Genomic DNA, 18,241 nt, shown 5'->3' on the forward strand with positions numbered 1-18,241 from the left:
TTTTTCACACCGCGAATCGGTTAACCAACTGATTCAGGTTAACCGCCAGTTTTGACATCTCACCGCTTGCACTGGCCGTCTGGCTGGCACCCGCAGCACTCTGAGTTGCCAGCTCGCGAATACTGACCAGATTACGATCAACCTCACGCGCAACATGCGACTGCTCTTCAGACGCCGTGGCGATCATGAGGTTACGTTCATTGATCTGAACAATGGCGGTGGCTATTTGATCCAGCGAGGTACTGGCCTCTTGGGCGACACCAAGTGATTCGGTCGCCAGGTCTCTGCTCGTATTCATCGCCTTCACGGCGAGATCAGAATCGTTCTGGATGGCAGCGATCATCTGCTCGATTTCTTGTGTCGACACCTGAGTGCGATGGGCCAACGCCCTTACTTCGTCAGCAACTACCGCAAACCCACGGCCTTGCTCGCCTGCGCGTGCTGCCTCGATAGCCGCGTTCAAAGCCAGCAGGTTGGTTTGTTCTGCAATGGCCCGAATCACCTCGACAACTTTAGTGATGCTCTGGGCACGATCTGACAACCCCTGAATCTGTTCACTCGTGTTCTCAACGTTCCCGTTCAGCTTTTGAATGGACTTCAATGTCTGAGCCACTCGCTCCAAACCTATTTCGGTATAGCCCTGGGTACGCTTTGACTCTTCGGAAGCCGACTCCGCGTTACGAGCGACCTCATCAACAGCTGCGCTCATTTCTGTGACCGCTGTGGCAGCCTGATTGACCTCGTCATTTTGGGCGACAAGGCTCCGACTCGACTCCTCAGTGACCGCTGTCATCTCTTCTGACGCAGAGGCCAGTTGGGTGGACGAATCGGATATCTGCATAATTGTAGTTCGCAGATTTGTCTGCATCTGCGCGAGGGCTTTCAACAGTCGTCCAGCTTCATCAGTCCCGCTGACCAATACCTCTTTGGAGAGGTCGCTGGCCGCGATGCGCTCCGCGACAGACAGGGCATCTTTAATCGGAGAGGTAATACTTTTCGTCAACAGCAATGCCAAACCAACTGTCAGGACGACAACGGCAGCAATAAGGCCGACAACCAACCACAACCCATTGTTATAAAGATCGGTTGCGTTTTGCCCAGCCTGCGCAGCGCCGTCGTTGTTAAAGTTGGTCAAGTCTTTGATCTGCATTTCCATCGTGTTCGTCAGAGGGCGGATGCCGGTCTTCACCAGGCTGACCGCCGCCGCTACGTCACCCTGCCTCATCAACGGTTCAAGACTATCCATTAGTTTGGAGTAGGCATCGGCGCTGTTTTTTACCGGTGTATAAAACGAACGCTCCTTATCACTCGCTATCAGAGGCTCATAATTCGCCACCGCATCGTTGAACGCCTTACGGTAGCTGGCGAAGCTATCAATCGTCTTTTGTATCGACTGAGGGTCAGCAAGGCCACGCTGTGTTTCGAGCCTCAAGCGAAGGGCTGTACTGTTCATCAGCTCCGTTTGTCGGATGCTAGCCATCCAATTGAGTTCGACGTCTTTTTCGGAGTCCCTCAGCTTGCCCATTTGCACGACTGCGAATGCGCCGAGCACAAAAACCAACGCAATAATCAACGCGAAAAACAGGGCAGCGCGTGGCGCTACGTTGAGATTTCTAAGGTGCATACAAGATTCCTGTTTTCCAACGGTTGTTGATATGTTCAACAGGATATCGACTCAAAGCCGGAAACTTTAAGGATGTCGTCGAAAGGCGATGTGGTTGGCGAACGCCTGGCCGGTGGAGCTTGCCTTGCTTCAATCTGCGGCGGAGCCAGCTCCCGAAGCCGTCATGCACAAGGACTTTCATGCGAGTTGTGCGGTAACCGAATGGGCATTACAGGTTGCGTAACGGTAACCCGTTATGCGGCAACAACCCGGCGATCTTGCTGGCGCGCTGGTTAGTACATCCTTGAGATAACCAGATGGATCATGCCCATTGAGCTTAGTCGGCTGGATCAGGCTCGTCAGCGCAGCTGCGTGTTGGCTGCCGAGACCCAGCCAAGACCGTTGTCCGTTAGGTTTCACGCTGAAGTAGAGGCCGTTCCCGTCCTGCTCGCGATAGGTAGCGTGGTTCAGGTTCCAGGCCGGCGAGCGTGGTGTTTGCTAAGGGGCGGTTTTCTGTATGCCTCCAGTTATAGGAGTCTCAAGGCATGCATTGCGGGAAGTTATCGGGTTGGAGAGAGATGGATAGCCAGAAACAAGGAAGCCCGCACAAGGCGGGCTTCTTGGGGGGGGGTCGTAGACTGTCTGAGACAGCTCGAGACTGCTATATGGTGCACCCGGCGGGATTCGAACCCACGACCCCTGCCTTCGGAGTCCTAAAAGTCGACGTTTAGAATCAATACGTTAGCGGGGATTAGCTGGGAATCAAAGGATTGTGATAGCGGAGATTAGCGGGTTTTCGCCCCGGTTAGCGGGGCGAGTGTGGCAAATTTGTGGCAGGGCTCTTAGGTTGATCCGGTTGGCTATGACTTAGCATTGCTCAGATTTATAGAAGGGGCCTTCTCCCCTTTTAAGTGAAAAAATTTGATGCCTAGTGTATGCGCTACTTTCACTCCAGATAATTTGTGAATTTTCAAGAATTAATCTTCCTGATCGTGAATGTTAGGCTTCCTTGCGACCCTGCAGGATCGTGTAATTTCAATGTCGTTAACAATACCTACACGGTGGGTATCATCTTCATCAATGATGACTTCCCCCCATGCTTCTTTTAATGCCGATATTATCAACTCTTCATTGGTCCATGTATCGACAGAGTCGGAATAACCATCTAGCTGCTTGAACCAGTCGGGGATCCGCATTGACGACATCTCAATCAAGTTATCTTCGCGTTCAAAGTTATCCAGAAAATCTCGCTTCGAGATGTCTTCTTCATCTTCATGAGTTATCTCTCCGTCATGAATTAAAAAGGCGTCGAATTTGGAAGCTTCAGATGTAAGCTGTTCATGGCTTGTTTTTGTTCCTGCTATTTCACCAATTATTAAATTGGACGGTGAGGCTCCAAATCTAGACAGTAAAAGACTTGACGATGCTTGGATCTTTCCAGAGTCAACTAGTTTGATTTTTTGCTCTTTGGCCCAAGTGGCTAGCTCCGAAATAGCGATGTCCGGGATTGACGTTTTTCGTGCTAGATCTGTTTGAGGTTTCGACAGTACAATGCCATTCAGTCCAGAAATGCTTCCGGCTAATAGGCCCTTAACCGATCCGATACCGTGACTCCTATGATAGCCAGATAAGCTCGTTGAGTTTCCAATACTGCAGCGACCTTTAATATTTCCATGGCTATCCTTTATGCAGGAAAGGTATGACCATTCACTAATTAAACTTTCTTTAGAATAATAATAATTGCTTGGGTTTGCTCGATCTAAAAGGTCGAGAGGTGGAATTGTCATCCAGTCGTTTGCTTTGATAACAGTTTCTCGAGGAAGGATTCCGTCGCGGAAAAATAAATTTATATCTAATGCTGGTGCAAGCTCGGCACAAACTTTTTTGAGGGTGATTCGTTTCGAATTTCTCGGATGGCCGATCATCGGGCATAGCGAATTCATTATATCGGCGCTGATTAGTACTGAAACTTTAGTTCCATGTCGCTTCAGTCGTTCAATCTCTGACGGCTCTCTAAGGATTGGTCGTTTATTTGTGCCTGCTGTGAATTCTAAAAGCCATTGAGGGTTTTCGCTTAGCTTACTTTCGTAGCGCCGAGTCAATACTCGTACCCTTTCGCCTAACATAAAAATAGAAAAAAAGCCGATACCAAACTGACCTATAGCTTCAAAATTAGAAGCAGACAGGCTTTGCCATTCTCCCTGCAAATCACCGCTACGCCAAAGGGAACGCCCAAAGTCCAGAAGAATATCTGTCAAAACATAGCGACTCATTCCGATACCTGTATCTGTTATATGAATCCAATGCTCATTCCCCTCCTCTTCCAAGGCTACTTCGATCTCGCCCTCTTCATCACCTAATCCGCCAAGGCTTCGACAAGCATGGATAGCATCCACAGAGTTCTGTAGAAGTTCTTTCAGCGCGGCTGACGGTGAACTGCCATAGAGTTTGTCTCCCCCGAATCTTTCTACCATTGTTTTAATATCAGTAATTTTTATGCTGGTATCTACAGGGTGCCATCCCTCGGTTGGAACATTCCTAGCAAATGCCTCTGGGCTATATGAAAATGCTACAGATCGAGCAGACAATCGTTGTCTATTATTGTCTAACAAAAGCCGGTCTGCCGCTCGTAGCTCGTTATCGATTAAGCGGGCAGTATCATATGCCATCCACCAAGCATCTTGTTCGCTAGCCGGGAATGGCATGCCCGATACCCTTAGGTCATTCCTTTCTGGATCAGAATCAAGTTTTACTTCGTGCATTCTGGACTGAAAGTTCCAGTGAACGAGTGACGAGTTTCCAGGCTTTACTAGTGCAAGCAAAAATCTGGGTGCGCGCTGCTGATCTATATGAGCAGCATCTGCTGTCCGTAGGAGAATTGCTAACTTTAAGATGTCGACCGACCAGTCGGCGGGATGGAGAAAAGAAGGCGGATTAATCTTAAACTGATCCAGACTCTCTAGTTCGTGTGGGTAGGACCAATGGCTTTCAGCAATTTGACCGATAGCATCACCGTAAGAACGTCGAAGATTGTCATTCTCTAAGAGGTAAAGTGGGGTGGCATCGCCCGGTGCTTGCCAGTGAACCTTTGCAAGTCGGCGCGCTTGTTTTGGATGCATGATGCGAAGAACGTCAAACAAAACCATCTGAAACTCTTCGGTCCCGGAGGTTAGGGACTGTCCATCAAGTCCGTGCTTAGCGGAGAAAATTGTCCATTCAGGAAGCAATCGTATCTCATCTATCCCACCTGGATAAGCAGCTATACAGTGAGCTGCATCATGTAAAAGGATGGCCCCCCCTAATACAAACGCTTCAGCAGGGTTTAGCGGGTAGCCTTCTCCAGCAATTTCTGAGGCCGTCCACCATAAGGCATCTAAATGCGTAATATCATGTACTGTCAAGGACGGCATGTCTTTGTGGATTTGATTTACAAGGTAGGAAACTCGCTGATGGAATTCGGTGAATGCTGTGTTTAACAGTTGACGCTTTGTATCGAGGCCGTCGCTCTTGCTTTGAAAGGCTTGTTTCCAAAGTGGCGAATCTTGATAATTTTCCATGTGAGGGTCCCAAGAGATCTATCTGTGATTTTTATGCCTGAGTTAGTTCTGAGTCTCTAACATTTCAGCAATTCGATCGAACCAACCCAATATTTCATTATTCGTATCTGTTTCTCTTAGCATTTCTATTGTTAGTTTTTTTATGGCAGAGTTGCATAAGAATTCTTTTGCTCGACCCTGTCCCCACATGTCTGAGGCATTAACCACCTCATTAACTTTCCTAAAGAGTAAAGAAGGTACGTCGTCAAAGTTATTAATGGGACTGTCTAGATTGGTCGCGATTCCCGCTTCATTCAATGCTAAGTTGATTGCAGATAAATGGATGTAGTTTTCCATCTCTCTTTTGTTGGTCGCTAGAGCTAGGCATCCGTTGCGGCGATTAACTTCCTCGATATATCTTTGGTATTTTGGCGGTGAAGGGGGAGCATCATCGCGATCATAGATGTGGAATTCTGGCCGATTAAGATTTGCCAGCCTATTGCACCATAACGCTAATGCGGACCCTCCGAGCGGGGTGAAAATTAATTCCCCTTCTAGCTCAAGTTTGTTTAGGTCAGGAACTTTTGATCCTGAATCTATAAGCATTGTAGACATATTTTTTAAAAAGGAAATATCATGCTTTCCCTCAACGCCAATGAATATTTTTACATTATGATCAGGCAGGACTCCTAAGCTTTTAGCTATCAACACGTTCGTTCCGTCTTCACCGCCATTTAGAATGGCAATCTGATTATTTTCATCTTTTGTTATAAATCTAAGTGCGGAAGCCGGTAAGGCTCTGGCAAGCATAGGCGTATGGGTTGTTAAAATGACCTGGTCAGTTCCGGTTATTTCTTGCAAGGCGCTTATTAGAAGGCGCTGATTTCGGGGGTGTTGACTTGTTTCAGGTTCTTCGATTGCATAAATTGCATTTGGTCTATGCTGTTCGCGAATTAACTGTTCCGATTTTGCGCGGAAAAAATTTAATAGAATTAGCCGGCGAACACCGCTGCCTCGTTTATTTATAGGTATATCATCATCTCCAGTAATGCTGGCCTTGAACAGATTTGCCCACTTGGGTGGAGGGAAGTTTGGTGTGAGTGAGCTAGCAAGAGAGGGGTCCATTTCTTGAAGTTTTTTTAGAGTCAACTCGGCAATTTTTCTGACTTCGGCCTCAATATGTATCGCGATGGCATTTAACTCAGGTTCCTTCTGTCGTACTGCTTCTTTTATAGCTGCATTTAACGGATCTTGTGCTTCAGGATCTTGATCGGTGCTGGCTCGATCACTTTTAAATAGAGCAAATGAAGGCATTTGTGCCTGCATGCCTTTCCAGACGCTTACACCGTTCCCTTCAGCCAATGTTATTTCTCTAACGTCGAGCGCTAAATCGCCAACGTAAGACCGAATTGCTGCTCGTAATTGAGAGTTGACGCGTTGATCAACTGTGTCCAACGGAATATTTAGCTCCCGTGCTCGCGCTTTTAGTTCGGAACTATTTAACGTAACAAGGTCGTTTACACGTGCTGCGGTTGGATGCACAGCTATAATTTTCAAATTTGTCAGTTTTGGCTTTTCGAGCCCGCCATTGAATACCTTATGAATTTCTAGCTTTCCATCGGCGTTAAGTAAGTATTCATCAGCTAGTGATGTTGGCTGCGTCTGATCAAGTACGAGGGATTCCGGCAGATCCTCGAATACTGCGATGATACACAGGTCCGCCGCATTACCCGTCTTGGAGGCGTCGTGTTTATCCGGTAGGCCATCGTTAAAGAAAATATCGAGTGCTTCCATTATCGTAGATTTGCCAGCGTCATTTCGCCCTATTAGGGCAGTCATGTCTCCAAAATCTATAGATACTTCATCTTTGTAACACCGAAAATTCCTTAAACGAATCTGTGCTAATTTCATAGAAAATCCTTCTTCTTGATGCTTATATTGGCGACTGCCGGATCTGCATCGGTTTATTGGTTCTTGTCCATCAGCACCGCGTCGGGTTTTTCCTGGCGGGCCAGGGCCAGGGCCAGGGCCACGCCGTCAGCGCCGTTGTTTGTTTTCATGTTTGCGCTTTTGGGCAGATTTATTTGTATTTTATTAGATGTAAGAATTTCATGTTCTGTTAAGCTTCGCTGTATTTGACCCAAAGCTATTGCCGAGCTAAGAGTTTTATGCTCTACACTTTGCTGTTCCAATAAGCGACCAAGCAAGATCACTTCGCCCTCCGTCTTCAGCGTCAGTAGTTCAGTTGGTTGACAAAACGCGCAACGATCAAAAATTTTCCATCCTATGTGGTGATACGAGGGAGAACGACGAACTCCTTCAATGGTGCTCTTTTTGAGAATGCGAGCGGCTATGGAAAGCGGGAGAGGTTTTTCCATAAGCATGGCTGATTCCGCCGCGGTTGGGATGTCTTCAAGTCTTGTTGATAGCACGTCGCCATTCTTTTTGAAAAGCCCATTCTGCTAACGTTAAATTACCTTTTTTGGGTTGCCTCCTTTGCATGTGACATTCGCTGCGTTTGCTAAGGTAGAAAATAATGCGTTCTTAGTCGCTGAAAGATGCGCGGTCCTGCGATCTAGGTTCACATGCTTCCAGCGCAGCTCGAAAATTTCGCCACGGCGCATGGCTGTCTCAATCGCCAGTTGGACAATGGGCCGTATCCATGGATTGTGTGAGGCGTCGGCATAGGTGCCGTCAGCACGGCGCTCACGAAGCTCCAGGGCGTTGAGGATGTATTGCTCTTCAATTGGGTCGAGCCGCCGCGAGCGTTCGTCGTTGTAGCTGGGACGGCTGACCATCCTGACGGGGTTCTCGGCAAGATGAATTCCCCACTCCCGGCGAGCGACCTCGATCACGCACTGAAACAATGCGAGTTCACGCTTCACCGTGTTGCCCTTGCGGATCTTCAAGCGTTCATCACGGTAGCGGGCAAAATCGGAGGAGGTGAGGGTGGCAACGATGCGTGTCGCCAGCGGGTGACGCTTGAGCGCTTCCAGTCGTTTGATTTCCGAATAGGCGCCTTTGTGCTTCGGAGCGATCTCGGAGATGTAGCGATCAATGAGTTGATAAAAAGCAGTGCGTTCAGCCTCAACACGAGAAACAAAGATACCCCGGTCGATTTCGCTTTCGATCATGCGTGCCCAGGCTTGGGCATCGGATTTGCTTTCGAAGGTTTTGCGCTGGGCCGGATAGCCCTTACGGCGGATTTGCGCTTCCCACTGATACTCGCCGCGATTCCTAATTGTTGCCATTTCGACCATTCCCGCCACGTTCAAGTGTGGCAAATTTGTGGCAAAAACGACTTTCAGGACTAGGACAGGTTTCTGTCAGGAGCGCTATCCCCTTGTAATACAAGGGAAAGAAGATGGTGCACCCGGCGGGATTCGAACCCACGACCCCTGCCTTCGGAGGGCAGTACTCTATCCAGCTGAGCTACGGATGCTTGTGCGGGCGACATCATACCCATGTCGACCTTGGGCGTCCATGCTGGTTTTTGGCTGCTGGCGGGTGGGAATTGTCTGTGTTGGGGCCTTGCGTCGGGCGCTGTGGCTCGGTGGTGGGGTGCGGGGCTTGAGGTCGTTGATCTGATAAATCCGGCAAATAAGCGGTTTTCGTTCTTTTTTTCGAACATCCTATTGCCCTGTACCCCCTTTGATCCTAGGATTCGTTTGAGATTTCAAACGCTCTGTCTCCCGTGCGCTCTCCACTTGCTTGCACGCAGGGGCTGATTTCCCTGACGGCAGCCCCCAAAGGCGCCTTTCAACAACTCTAATTCGCTCCGCGCGCGCGCGGTGCTGTTAAGGAAAGCCGACATGCAGCTTAAAGATGCCCAGTTGTTCCGCCAGCAAGCCTTTATCGATGGGGCTTGGGTCGATGCGGACAACGGTCAGACCATCAAGGTCAACAACCCCGCCACGGGCGAGATTCTCGGCACTGTGCCGAAGATGGGCGCCGCTGAAACCCGCCGCGCCATCGAAGCGGCGGACAAAGCGCTGCCGGCCTGGCGTGCGCTGACCGCCAAGGAGCGCGCCAACAAGCTGCGCCGCTGGTTCGAGCTGATCATCGAGAACCAGGAAGACCTGGCACGCCTGATGACCCTGGAACAGGGCAAGCCGCTGGCCGAAGCCAAGGGCGAAATTGTCTACGCCGCCTCCTTTATCGAGTGGTTCGCCGAAGAAGCCAAGCGCATCTACGGTGACGTGATTCCCGGCCACCAGCCGGACAAGCGTCTGATCGTGATCAAGCAACCGATCGGCGTGACAGCCGCCATCACACCGTGGAACTTCCCCGCTGCGATGATTACGCGTAAAGCCGGCCCGGCCCTGGCCGCCGGTTGCACCATGGTGCTCAAGCCTGCCTCGCAAACGCCGTTCTCGGCGTTCGCCCTGGCTGAACTGGCGCAGCGTGCCGGCATTCCGAAAGGCGTGTTCAGCGTGGTCTCCGGCAGCGCCGGCGATATCGGCAGCGAGCTGACCAGCAACCCGATCGTGCGTAAATTGTCCTTCACCGGCTCGACCGAAATCGGTCGCCAGTTGATGGCCGAATGCGCCAAGGACATCAAGAAAGTGTCCCTGGAGCTGGGCGGCAACGCGCCGTTCATCGTGTTTGACGACGCTGACCTGGATAAGGCCGTCGAAGGCGCGATCATCTCCAAGTACCGCAACAACGGCCAGACCTGCGTCTGCGCCAACCGTCTGTACGTTCAAGACGCGGTGTACGACGCGTTCGCGGAAAAACTCAAAGTGGCGGTGGCCAAGCTCAAGATCGGCAACGGTCTGGAAGACGGCACCACCACCGGCCCGCTGATCGACGGCAAAGCCGTGGCCAAGGTCCAGGAACACATTGCGGACGCGCTGGCCAAAGGCGCCACGCTGCTGGCGGGCGGCAAGGTCATGGAGGGTAACTTCTTCGAGCCGACCATCCTGACCAACGTGCCGAAAAATGCCGCTGTGGCGAAGGAAGAAACCTTCGGCCCACTGGCGCCGCTGTTCCGTTTCAAGGACGAAGCCGAAGTGATCGCGATGTCCAACGACACCGAGTTCGGCCTGGCGTCCTACTTCTATGCGCGTGACCTGAGCCGTGTGTTCCGTGTGGCCGAAGCCCTGGAATACGGCATGGTCGGCGTCAACACCGGGTTGATCTCCAACGAAGTGGCGCCGTTCGGCGGTATCAAGGCTTCGGGCCTGGGCCGTGAAGGTTCCAAGTACGGGATCGAGGATTACCTGGAAATCAAATACCTCTGCCTGGGCATCTAAGCCCGGCAAGGCATTGCTGCAAACGCAAAGGGCACGAGAGCGCTGACCCTTTGCGTGTTTTACACCGTTATTCGTAGTGGCCGGGAACGCTGTGTCAGTCGATCATCGCATGCTGCCGTAGTTGCCCCCCGCCACGTATTCCTTGAACAACGCCACCCGATGAGTGGCGAATGAGGACTTTATGAGCAAGACCAACGCTTCCTTGATGAAACGCCGCGAAGCCGCTGTACCACGCGGTGTTGGCCAGATTCACCCGATCTTCGCCGAGTCCGCGAAGAACGCCACCGTGACCGACGTTGAAGGTCGCGAGTTCATCGACTTCGCCGGCGGTATCGCCGTGCTGAACACCGGCCACGTACACCCGAAAATCATCGCGGCCGTGACCGAGCAACTGAACAAGCTGACCCACACCTGCTTCCAGGTACTGGCCTACGAGCCTTACGTGGAACTGTGCGAAAAAATCAACGCCAAGGTCCCAGGTGATTTCGCCAAGAAAACCCTGCTGGTCACCACCGGTTCCGAAGCGGTTGAGAACGCCGTGAAAATCGCCCGCGCTGCCACTGGCCGTGCCGGCATCATCGCGTTCACCGGCGCGTACCACGGTCGCACCATGATGACCCTGGGCCTCACCGGTAAAGTCGTGCCTTACTCGGCCGGCATGGGCCTGATGCCAGGCGGCATCTTCCGCGCGCTGTACCCGAACGAACTGCATGGCGTGAGCGTCGACGACTCCATCGCCAGCATCGAACGCATCTTCAAGAACGATGCCGAGCCGCGTGATATCGCTGCCATCATCATCGAGCCGGTGCAGGGCGAAGGCGGTTTCTACGTCGCGCCTAAACCTTTCATGAAGCGCCTGCGCGAACTGTGCGACAAGCACGGCATCCTGCTGATCGCCGACGAAGTGCAAACCGGTGCCGGCCGTACCGGTACGTTCTTCGCCATGGAACAGATGGGCGTGACTGCCGACCTGACCACCTTCGCCAAATCCATCGCCGGCGGTTTCCCGTTGGCCGGTGTGTGCGGCAAGGCCGAATACATGGACGCCATCGCGCCAGGCGGCCTCGGCGGCACCTACGCCGGTAGCCCGATCGCTTGCGCCGCGGCCCTGGCCGTGCTGGAAGTGTTCGAAGAAGAGCACCTGCTGGATCGCTGCAAAGCCGTCGGCGAGCGTCTGGTCTCCGGCCTCAAGGCCATCCAGGCCAAGTACCCGGTGATCGGCGATGTGCGTGCCCTGGGCGCGATGATCGCGATCGAGCTGTTCGAAGGTGGCGACACCCACAAGCCAAACGCTGCTGCCGTTGCCGCCGTAGTGGCCAAGGCGCGTGAGAAAGGCTTGATCCTGCTGTCCTGCGGCCCTTACGGCAACGTGTTGCGCATCCTGGTGCCGCTGACCGCGCCGGACGAGCAACTGGACAAAGGCTTGGCAATCATCGAAGAGTGCTTCTCCGAGCTGTAAGCCCGGGCTGAACCGATCGATAGAAAAAACCCGCTTCGGCGGGTTTTTTTTTACCTGATGCAGCACATTCAGTGGTTGTTCATTGTACGTAGGCCGCCGCATTGTCTAAGGTGCAGGCATTGCAGATGGAGCGTGCAGGATGAGTGCTGTGGATTTACCCGCTGTACCCCGGGTGTTGATTGCTGAGGCAGACCCTTGGTCGCGGGACCTGCTCAAGCAGGTGTTGTTGAATGTGCGTTGCGACGCACGGCTGGATATGTGTGGCGATGGCCGGCAAGCGGCTACGCTGCTGCGCGACAAAGCCTACGACCTGATCGTGGCGGATTGGGAACTGCCGGGCGTCGATGGCCTGAGCCTGTTGCGCAATGTGCGTCAGCAGCGTCGCTCGCCCGCGTTGCCGTTCATCCTCTTGAGCAGTCGCAATGACAGCGCCAGCGTGCGTGAGGCCTTGCCCTTGGCGCCCACGGCGTATCTGACCAAGCCGCTGAACATGGACGGCCTGACCCAGCGCCTGCAAGACCTGCTGCTCAACGAAGGCGAAAGCGTGTACTGCGAAGTGCCGCGACTGGCGCCGGGCATGACCTTGCCGGTGTTCCTCGAGCGCCGCCGCGACGCCTGCGATGGCGCGCCGCTGTGGGTCGATGTGAAGGCCGCCGTGCAAGACAGCCTCGGGCCGGAGGGCCTGGACCTCAAGTGCCTGGAAGACCGCGTGTGTATGGACCCGCAGATCACCGCCGTGCTGATCGCCGCCGCCAACAGCGCCGGCCATCACGGCACGCCGGTGCAGACCCTGTCGGCGGCGTTGCACAAGCTGCAGGCCGGGCAAAGCATGAACCTGATACTCGGCCTGGCGCTCAAGCACAACGTGGTATTGGGTGATCCAGGCCTGGTGGCGTATGCCGAGCGTCACTGGCAGTTGTCCCAGGACACCGCCGACTACGCCCGCCGCCTGGCGCGCATGCTGGAGCTGGACCACGAGCGCTGTTACAGCGCGGGCATCCTGCATCGGCTCGGCGACCTGGCGTTGTTGCGCTGCCTGGAAGACTGGCGCCAGGGTGGCGGGGCGCTGGATGACGAAGCGATTGGCGAGTCGCTGCACGCTTTGGGTGCCGCCTACGGTTCGGCGTTGCGCACGCGTTGGCGCTTGCCGCTGGAACTGCGTCAGTTGATCGCGGCGATCTACTCCCTGGAAGGCGGGGTGTATTCGCGGGAGGCGCTGGTGATGAACCTGGCGGCGCAGATGGCGCGGTTGACCGAGCATGAAGGGCTGGAAGCGCTGGCCAGGAGCAAGACCGCGCGCTTGCTGAAAATGGGGCTGTCGGAGCTGATGAGGTTGCGCAAGGCCTAAAGGCTATGAAATTCAGATGTGGGAGGGGGCAGGTTCCCTCCCACATTTGCTCTGTGTTGATCCTCTAGCCAGCAACCACGCGGTTTTTGCCCAGGCGCTTGGCTTCGTACATGGCGCCATCCGCGCGGGCGAACAGGTTGTTCAGGGTCGAGTCTTGCTCGTTGAGGCTGGCCAGGCCTTGGCTGACCGTCACGGTGAACGCGTGGCCTTCATAGCTGAAGCTCAACGCCTGGATTTCCTTGCCAAGCCGCTCAGCGACCTGCAGCGCCATCTCCGGCGCGCAACCGGGCAACACGGCGGCGAACTCTTCGCCGCCAATGCGCCCGAACAGGTCGCCACGGCGCAGTACGCCACGACCGCTCTCGGCAATGCGCCGCAACACCTGATCGCCCTCCAAGTGGCCGTAGGTGTCGTTGACGTCCTTGAAGTCATCGATGTCCAGCAGCAGGAATGCCAGCGGCGCAGCCTGGGCGCGGGCGCTGTCGAAGGCCTGGTTGGCGCATTCGAAAAAGTGTCGACGGTTGCTGCTCTGGGTCAGCACGTCGGTGGTGGCCAGGCGGTGCAGTTCCAGCTCCAACTGTTTCTTGTCGGTGATGTCCTCGGCCATGCCGACCACGATCAACGGCTCGCCCGGTTCGGCCTGCTGGTTGATGTAGCACTTGTCGCTGAGCCAGCGAATCTGCCCGCCGGCCGTGATGATGCGGTACTCGCGGTCTTCCACGGCGCCTTGTTCGAGTACGCGGGCCAGGCTGTGCTCGGCGTAGTCGAGGTCTTCGGGGTGAATGCTGTTGCGCCATTCCCGGTGGTCGGCCAGCAGCATGCCGGCGGAACGGCCAAACACCCGCTCATACGCCGGGCTCACATACAGCACGCGTCGCGACGCCCAGTCGATGGCCCATAGCACCGCATTCACGCTGACCAGCAGGGAACTGAGTAATTGCTCACGCTCACTCAGCCGCTCGACCTCGCCCTGGGCGTGCATCAACGCCAGCAAGGTTGCTGCGGCTGCGGGGCGTGGGGGTTCAGTGGTGGGGGGATCGGGCAGGTGCGTTTTTTCTTGGACCATCGGCACAACTCTCTCTGGGCGCGCCGCAGGGTTCAGCAGCGGTCACAACAAGGGGCCACCATGATGGCGAAGTGTTGTTTGAGAGGGGCGAATTGCGTCTAAGTTCCGTCATTGGGGGCGATTGTGACGGATTTATGGGTGTCTGGAGAATGGCGTCAAAAAAGCGATCAAAGGGGAAGGCAAGCCTTCCCCCTCCGCGTGTTCACACCGTTGCAGGGCGCAACGAGTAGGTCTTCAATTGGTGGGCAAAATCGCGCAGGGACTGGATGCCGCTGGCCTCGGCCTCATGCACCCATTCCTTGATCGCGGCCAGCATATCGTGGCCGTTGGAGCTGGTCTTGAGCCAGATCTGCTGCAGGGCCAGACGCTTTTCGTAGATCACTTTCAGGGCCTGGCTGTGTTCCAGCATGCTCTGGATACGCAGGTGGTGGCGGTCATCCAGCAGGCTGGTTTCCCGCGACAGCAGGCGCTTGGCACGGTGGAACTGATGGCGCACCGAGTGATCGACCTTCTCCAGTTCCTGCTTGACCAGCGGGCCGATCACCAGCTTGCGGTACTGGGCCATGATCTGGAAACGGTTGTTGAGGATCGCCATGGCGGTGTCCATGTCCAGGTGGCCCTTGCCTTCGACACGGTGGGCGATCGGCGCGACGCGCTGCACCTTGGCCAGGCGCAGCAAGCTGAACAGCTTGATCCACGCCCAGCCGAGGTCGAACTCCCATTTCTTCACCGACAGCTTGGCGGAGTTGGGGTAGGTGTGGTGATTGTTGTGCAGCTCTTCGCCGCCCACGATGATGCCCCACGGCACCAGGTTGGTCGCCGCGTCCCGGCATTCGAAGTTGCGATAGCCCACGGCGTGGCCGAGGCCGTTGATCACACCGGCGGCCCAGAATGGAATCCACATCATCTGGATCGCCCAGATGGTGATGCCGATGGTGCCGAACAGCAGAAGGTCGATCACACCCATGATTGCCACACCCAAGAGCGGGTAGGGCGTGTAGAGTTTGCGTTCGATCCAGTCGTCCGGGCAGTTCTTGCCGTAGATGCGCAGGGTCTCGGGGTTCTCCGCTTCGGCACGATAGAGTTCGGCACCTTTGCGCAATACGGTAGACAGGCCTTTAATGACGGGGCTGTGCGGGTCGTCGACGGTTTCGCATTTGGCGTGATGCTTACGGTGGATGGCGGTCCACTCGCGGGTGTTCTGCGCCGTGGTCAGCCACAGCCAGAAGCGGAAGAAGTGTTTCAGGCCGGCATTGAGCTCCAGGGAGCGATGGGCTGAATAGCGGTGCAGATAGACGGTGACCCCAATAATGGTCACGTGGGTCATCAACAGGGTGACTGCCACCAGTTGCCAGGCTGACAGGTCAAGAAAACCGTTGTACCACATAGGCTGTATGGCCCTCAGAAAAAGAAAAAAACAGCTCACGCATTATCACTAAGCTCACAGAGAAAACCAGCCGACCTTTCAGATAGGAGTGACGGGATGTTTCTTATTCTATAATCCGTAACCTTTGTAGGGCGAATCTAGCTTTTTAGTAAGGATTACTGGCCATATGTTGTTCTCATACCGAGGTGCCCGGCGTGCGGGGTTGGTATATCTGCTGGTTTCGCTGCTGTGGGTTGTGCTTACTCACCGGGTATTGATCAAGTTCCTCGATGACCCGGTTGAGTTAAATCAGTGGCTGCAGCTGCGCGGCTATGTGTGGGTGGCCCTCAGCGCCCTGGTGATTTACCTGATGTGCGCGCGCTTTGCGCGCGTCAACGAATTGCAGCAACCGCTCAAAGAGAGTCGTGAGCGCCTGCGCCAGGCCGCTGCCGTGTTCGATTGCACCCGTGAAGGGGTGCTGGTCACCGATGCCAAGGGGCAGATCGTCCATGTGAACCGGGCCTTTATGGCGATCACCGGCTATCGGCGCGAAGATGTCATGGGCGAGCAACCCAGCTTGTTCAAGTCAGGCCGCCATTCGTCGAGTTTTTACCAGCAGATGTTCCTGGCCCTGGAACAAACCGGCGAGTGGAGCGGGGAAATCTGGAACCGGCGCAAAAGCGGCGAGATTTATCCACAGTGGCAAACCATCCGGGTGATTCACGACGACCTCGGCCATGTCAGCCATTACGTCGCGGTGTTTTCCGATATCAGCGCCATCAAGGATTCCGAGCACGAACTGGCGCACCTCGCGCACCACGACCCGCTGACCGACCTGCCCAACCGCCTGCTGTTCACCGACCGCGCCGAGCAGGCCCTGGCTTCGGCGCAAGTGCATAAACGCGGCTGTGCGTTGCTGCTGCTCGACCTGGACCACTTCAAGATCATCAACGACAGCCTGGGCCATAACGTCGGCGACCAGTTGCTCAAATTGGTCGGTGAACGCCTGAGAAGCCAGTTCGGCACCGGCGTGACGCTGGCGCGGCTGGGCGGGGACGAATTCGCGGTGTTGGCGGAAAACTGTCCACAGGTGGTGCAGGCCGCCGCGCTCGCGCAACGCATGCTCGATGCGATGAAACTCCCGTTCAATTTCGACGGCCACCAGTTGTTTATCAGTGCGAGCGTTGGCATCAGCCTGTTTCCCAGCGACGCGCTGAGTGCCCAGCAGTTGTTGCGTAACGCCGATTCCGCGTTGTTCAAGGCCAAGAGCGTCGGCCGTGAAGGCTACGCGTTGTACACCGAAGAGTTGACTGCCCACGCGCAGAACCGCGTGGAAATTGCCGGCGAACTGCGCCGCGCCCTCGACCAGCAGGAGCTGCGTGTCTACTACCAGCCGGTTCACGACCTGCACACCAGCCGCCTGATCGGCGTCGAAGCCCTGGTGCGCTGGCAACACCCGGAGCGGGGCCTGGTGCCGCCGGTCGAGTTCATCCCCATCGCCGAACGCACCGGGTTGATTGCCGATATCGACGCCTGGGTCATGCACGAGGCTTGCGCCCAGATGTGCCAGTGGCTGGAGGACGGCGCGCCGTTGAGGTTTATCGCGATCAACGTGTCCAGTCGCTTGTTTGCGCGACGCGAGTTGTATGAGCAAGTCGCCAAGGTGCTGCACGACACTGGCCTGGACCCGGCTTACCTGGAGCTGGAAGTCACCGAAAGCGCGGTGATGGAAGACCCCGAAGTGGCCCTGGAACAACTGCACCGCCTGCGCGAGCTGGGCCTGCGCCTGGCCATTGACGACTTTGGCACCGGCTATTCGTCGCTGCTGCGCCTCAAGCGCCTGCCGGTGCAGAAGCTCAAGATCGACCAGGGCTTTGTCGCCGGGGTGCCGTGGGATGAAGACGACGCCGCCATCGTGCGCGTGGTGATCGCCCTGGCGAAAAGCATGGGCATGCAGGTACACGCCGAAGGGATCGAACAGGTGGAGCAGGCGCGGTTCCTGCTGGAGCAAAACTGCGACATGGGCCAGGGCTATTGGTTTGGCCGCCCGATGCCAGCGTGTGAAATCGACTGGGACCGGGCACCCGCCATCCAGAGTTGAAATGCAGTCAACTGTGGGAGGGAGCAAGCCCCCTCCCACAATTGGATATTCGCCAGGCTCGATTTTGGCACTTGGCCACAAAACGCCGTCGTAACCCCACGTCCGGCCAGAAAATTCTTTCTGGTTATATAAACATTCTTAAATAGTATTTTTAAGAATATCCGCGCTTATCTACTATCGCCCTCACGCCGCAAGCAGTGCCGCCACTGCGCGGCACTTTTCATTTCAGGAGCGAGACCATGAGCGCATCTCTACGTAGCGTCGACGGCCAGGACGAAGCAGCCATTTTGCGTGAGATCCAGAGCGCGTTGCGCGATCTGCGCTTTGGCGCGGTGGAAATCACTGTACACAACGCTCAAGTAGTACAGATCGAACGCAAAGAAAAATTCCGCCTGCAGAACCCGGGTAACAAACCGGCCTGAGCAAGAGCGGCGATAGACCCATCACTATAAAAAATGCCCCTGTAGGCGCGAGCTTGCTCGCGAAAAGCTTGAAGGCAACGCGTTG

General features: G+C 55.1%; 12 protein-coding genes, 1 tRNA gene and 1 pseudogene. 5 read left to right on the plus strand and 9 right to left on the minus strand.

The genetic code is table 11. The features are described 5' to 3' along the window. Positions 1 to 4 precede the first annotated feature (4 nt). The 7 genes and pseudogenes from JN756_RS00960 to JN756_RS00990 form a co-directional block, all read right to left on the minus strand. Entirely contained in the window at positions 5 to 1,624 is a 1,620-nt protein-coding gene (locus JN756_RS00960) for a methyl-accepting chemotaxis protein (protein ID WP_201021704.1), read from the minus strand. A 208-nt stretch (positions 1,625 to 1,832) separates the two neighbouring features. Then, positions 1,833 to 2,011: pseudogene (locus JN756_RS00965) on the minus strand (transposase domain-containing protein); the annotation flags it as partial. Between the two features lie 569 nt (positions 2,012 to 2,580). Next, positions 2,581 to 5,160: an HD domain-containing protein gene (locus JN756_RS00970; protein ID WP_201021705.1), complete on the minus strand. Its 2,580-nt coding sequence runs from the start codon at positions 5,158 to 5,160 to the stop codon at positions 2,581 to 2,583. Positions 5,161 to 5,202: 42 nt separating this feature from the next. Beyond that, positions 5,203 to 7,050: an ATP-binding protein gene (locus JN756_RS00975; protein ID WP_201021706.1), complete on the minus strand. Its 1,848-nt coding sequence runs from the start codon at positions 7,048 to 7,050 to the stop codon at positions 5,203 to 5,205. A 53-nt stretch (positions 7,051 to 7,103) separates the two neighbouring features. Next, complete coding sequence (locus tag JN756_RS00980) at positions 7,104 to 7,523, minus strand: hypothetical protein (RefSeq protein WP_201022335.1); 420 nt, start codon at positions 7,521 to 7,523, stop codon at positions 7,104 to 7,106. Between the two features lie 84 nt (positions 7,524 to 7,607). Further along, positions 7,608 to 8,399, minus strand: coding sequence for a tyrosine-type recombinase/integrase (locus JN756_RS00985; RefSeq protein ID WP_236255070.1), 792 nt, complete (start codon positions 8,397 to 8,399; stop codon positions 7,608 to 7,610). 105 nt (positions 8,400 to 8,504) lie between these two features. Further along, positions 8,505 to 8,581, minus strand: a tRNA-Arg gene (locus tag JN756_RS00990). A 370-nt stretch (positions 8,582 to 8,951) separates the two neighbouring features. On the opposite strand from JN756_RS00990, the gene gabD reads away from it, so the two are divergent. From gabD to JN756_RS01005, 3 genes are all read left to right on the plus strand, one after another. After that, on the plus strand, positions 8,952 to 10,394 hold the full coding sequence (gabD, locus tag JN756_RS00995) for an NADP-dependent succinate-semialdehyde dehydrogenase (RefSeq protein WP_046385078.1): 1,443 nt from the start codon (positions 8,952 to 8,954) through the stop codon (positions 10,392 to 10,394). Positions 10,395 to 10,575: 181 nt separating this feature from the next. Next, positions 10,576 to 11,853 carry a 4-aminobutyrate--2-oxoglutarate transaminase gene (gene gabT / locus JN756_RS01000; protein ID WP_017848615.1) on the plus strand — a complete coding sequence of 426 codons (1,278 nt, stop codon included), beginning with the start codon at positions 10,576 to 10,578 and terminating at the stop codon, positions 11,851 to 11,853. A 139-nt stretch (positions 11,854 to 11,992) separates the two neighbouring features. Continuing rightward, positions 11,993 to 13,201 (plus strand): HDOD domain-containing protein, encoded by a 1,209-nt coding sequence (locus JN756_RS01005; protein ID WP_108526190.1) that lies wholly within the window; start codon positions 11,993 to 11,995, stop codon positions 13,199 to 13,201. Between the two features lie 64 nt (positions 13,202 to 13,265). On the opposite strand, the gene JN756_RS01010 is transcribed toward JN756_RS01005, so the two are convergent. Both JN756_RS01010 and desA read right to left on the minus strand, forming a co-directional pair. Further along, positions 13,266 to 14,267 carry a sensor domain-containing diguanylate cyclase gene (locus JN756_RS01010; protein ID WP_201021707.1) on the minus strand — a complete coding sequence of 334 codons (1,002 nt, stop codon included), beginning with the start codon at positions 14,265 to 14,267 and terminating at the stop codon, positions 13,266 to 13,268. Between the two features lie 202 nt (positions 14,268 to 14,469). Next, the gene (gene desA, locus JN756_RS01015) at positions 14,470 to 15,654 is read right to left on the minus strand and encodes a delta-9 fatty acid desaturase DesA (protein ID WP_046385075.1); all 1,185 of its coding nucleotides are present in this window, start codon (positions 15,652 to 15,654) and stop codon (positions 14,470 to 14,472) included. A gap of 166 nt (positions 15,655 to 15,820) precedes the next feature. Here desA and dibA point away from each other — a divergent pair, with 166 nt between their 5' ends. Further along, entirely contained in the window at positions 15,821 to 17,734 is a 1,914-nt protein-coding gene (dibA, locus tag JN756_RS01020; RefSeq protein ID WP_046385074.1) for a phosphodiesterase DibA, read from the plus strand. Between the two features lie 239 nt (positions 17,735 to 17,973). Then, positions 17,974 to 18,156, plus strand: a complete 183-nt coding sequence (oscA, locus tag JN756_RS01025; protein ID WP_010565387.1) for a sulfur starvation response protein OscA — start codon at positions 17,974 to 17,976, stop codon at positions 18,154 to 18,156. Positions 18,157 to 18,241: the final 85 nt, after the last annotated feature.

This window comes from Pseudomonas sp. Y39-6 (assembly GCF_023651955.1).
Taxonomy (GTDB): Bacteria; Pseudomonadota; Gammaproteobacteria; order Pseudomonadales; family Pseudomonadaceae; genus Aquipseudomonas; species Aquipseudomonas veronii.

Excerpts from the sequence above, each read along its gene's own strand:
- JN756_RS00960 (WP_201021704.1), bottom strand. The coding sequence starts at position 1,624 with ATGCACCTTAGAAATCTCAACGTAGCGCCACGCGCTGCCCTGTTTTTC.
- JN756_RS00970 (WP_201021705.1), bottom strand. The coding sequence starts at position 5,160 with ATGGAAAATTATCAAGATTCGCCACTTTGGAAACAAGCCTTTCAAAGC.
- JN756_RS00975 (WP_201021706.1), bottom strand. The coding sequence starts at position 7,050 with ATGAAATTAGCACAGATTCGTTTAAGGAATTTTCGGTGTTACAAAGAT.
- JN756_RS00980 (WP_201022335.1), bottom strand. The coding sequence starts at position 7,523 with ATGCTTATGGAAAAACCTCTCCCGCTTTCCATAGCCGCTCGCATTCTC.
- JN756_RS00985 (WP_236255070.1), bottom strand. The coding sequence starts at position 8,399 with ATGGTCGAAATGGCAACAATTAGGAATCGCGGCGAGTATCAGTGGGAA.
- gabD (WP_046385078.1), top strand. The coding sequence starts at position 8,952 with ATGCAGCTTAAAGATGCCCAGTTGTTCCGCCAGCAAGCCTTTATCGAT.
- gabT (WP_017848615.1), top strand. The coding sequence starts at position 10,576 with ATGAGCAAGACCAACGCTTCCTTGATGAAACGCCGCGAAGCCGCTGTA.
- JN756_RS01005 (WP_108526190.1), top strand. The coding sequence starts at position 11,993 with ATGAGTGCTGTGGATTTACCCGCTGTACCCCGGGTGTTGATTGCTGAG.
- JN756_RS01010 (WP_201021707.1), bottom strand. The coding sequence starts at position 14,267 with ATGGTCCAAGAAAAAACGCACCTGCCCGATCCCCCCACCACTGAACCC.
- desA (WP_046385075.1), bottom strand. The coding sequence starts at position 15,654 with ATGTGGTACAACGGTTTTCTTGACCTGTCAGCCTGGCAACTGGTGGCA.
- dibA (WP_046385074.1), top strand. The coding sequence starts at position 15,821 with ATGTTGTTCTCATACCGAGGTGCCCGGCGTGCGGGGTTGGTATATCTG.
- oscA (WP_010565387.1), top strand. The coding sequence starts at position 17,974 with ATGAGCGCATCTCTACGTAGCGTCGACGGCCAGGACGAAGCAGCCATT.